The sequence below is a fragment of the Pyrinomonadaceae bacterium genome (assembly GCA_036277115.1).
Lineage (GTDB): Bacteria > Acidobacteriota > Blastocatellia > Pyrinomonadales > Pyrinomonadaceae > UBA11740.
In genome coordinates this window covers 1-1,469 of the sequence record DASUNM010000007.1, presented here as the reverse complement: position 1 = coordinate 1,469, position 1,469 = coordinate 1, and the positions used below count along the sequence as shown (strand labels likewise).

1 protein-coding gene is annotated in these 1,469 nt (G+C 62.9%); it reads left to right on the top strand.

The features are described from left to right. Positions 1-229 precede the first annotated feature (229 nt). Entirely contained in the window at positions 230-1,447 is a 1,218-nt protein-coding gene (locus VFX97_01810) for an IS110 family transposase (GenBank protein HEX5701938.1), read from the top strand. Positions 1,448-1,469 lie beyond the last annotated feature (22 nt).

Below are 1,469 nucleotides of genomic sequence, written 5' to 3'. Positions count from 1 at the left end.
CCTGGGAGTTTTTCATGCAGCTGCGCTGCACCCGAAGATCGATGAAAATAGTCGTGGATAGGTGCCGGCGTGAGACCGGAGCGCACTGGTGCCTCTGAGCCCGCCTGGGAGTTTGGTCGAGGGTGGTCTTCGGAACCCATGATTGTGGCTCCTTCGGGAAGCACGCAGAGCAGACTCGTCCTATCCAGATCACCCCGCCGGCATCGCAGACCCATCAAGGAGGCTGTTGATGAGAGTCATCCATGAGCGCTGTGCCGGGATGGATGTGCACAAGAAGACAGTGGTGGTGTGTGCGATCACTGCGGAGGGCCGTCAGGTGCGGACCTTCGACACGATGACGGAGAGCCTGCTCGCTTTGACGGAGTGGCTGGAAGGGCTGGAATGCCGAGTGGTGGCCATGGAGAGCACTGGCGTGTACTGGAAGCCGGTGTACAACCTGCTGGAGGCTGCCAACTTTGAGCCGATGGTGGTCAATGCGCAGCACATCAAGGCCGTGCCGGGCCGTAAGACCGACGTCCGGGACGCGGAATGGATCGCGGACTTGCTGCGCCATGGGCTGCTGCGGGCCAGCTTCATTCCGGATCGTGGCCAGCGAGAGCTGCGCGAGTTGGTCCGCTACCGGCGCTCGTTGGTGCAGGAGCGCAGCCGGGAAGCGAATCGTCTGCAAAAGGTTCTCGAGGGGGCCAACGTGAAGCTGTCTTCGGTGGCTACCGACGTGCTTGGCCGCTCCGGCCGTGACATGCTGACAGCGATTGTGCAAGGCACCGAGGACCCTGCGGCTTTGGCCTCGCTGGCGCGAGGACGCCTGAAGCAGAAGTCCGAGCAGCTTGAGCAGGCCCTTTGGGGTCTAGTGGGTCCCCATCAGCGTTTCCTGCTGGGAGAGCAGCTAGCCCACATCGAGGAAATCGAGGCTCGAATCGCTCGCCTCAACGGCGAGATCGAGGGCCGCCTGCGCCCTTTCGAACCGATCCTTCAACGGCTGGAGACGATTCCCGGGGTGGGACGGCGGGTCGCTGAGGAAGTGCTCGCCGAGATCGGGACCGACATGAGTCGCTTCGCCACGGCTCGCCACCTGGCTTCCTGGGCCAAGGTCTGTCCCGGAAACCGTCGCAGCGCCGGGCAGGCCAAGCCCGAGCACGTCGGTCGCGGCAATCCTTGGATTCGTTCGCCTCTGCTTGAAGCGGCCTGGGCAGCCTCTCGGAGCAAGGACACCTTCCTTGCCGCCCAGTACCACCGCCTGGCCCGGCGCCTCGGCAGCAAACGAGCGGCCATGGCTGTGGCGCATGCGATTTTGGTGATTGTCTACAACCTCATCCGGGATGAGAAGACCTACCAGGAGTTGGGGGCTACGTACCACGATCAGCGCTCTCAAAAAGTCGTTGTTCGTCGGCTGACCAAGCGCTTAGAGGATCTCGGCTACCAAGTCACCCGGAAGGAGGCCGCATAGGAGGCATTTTTCAGAGCAGCGC

Excerpts from the sequence above, each read along its gene's own strand:
- VFX97_01810 (HEX5701938.1), top strand. The coding sequence starts at position 230 with ATGAGAGTCATCCATGAGCGCTGTGCCGGGATGGATGTGCACAAGAAG.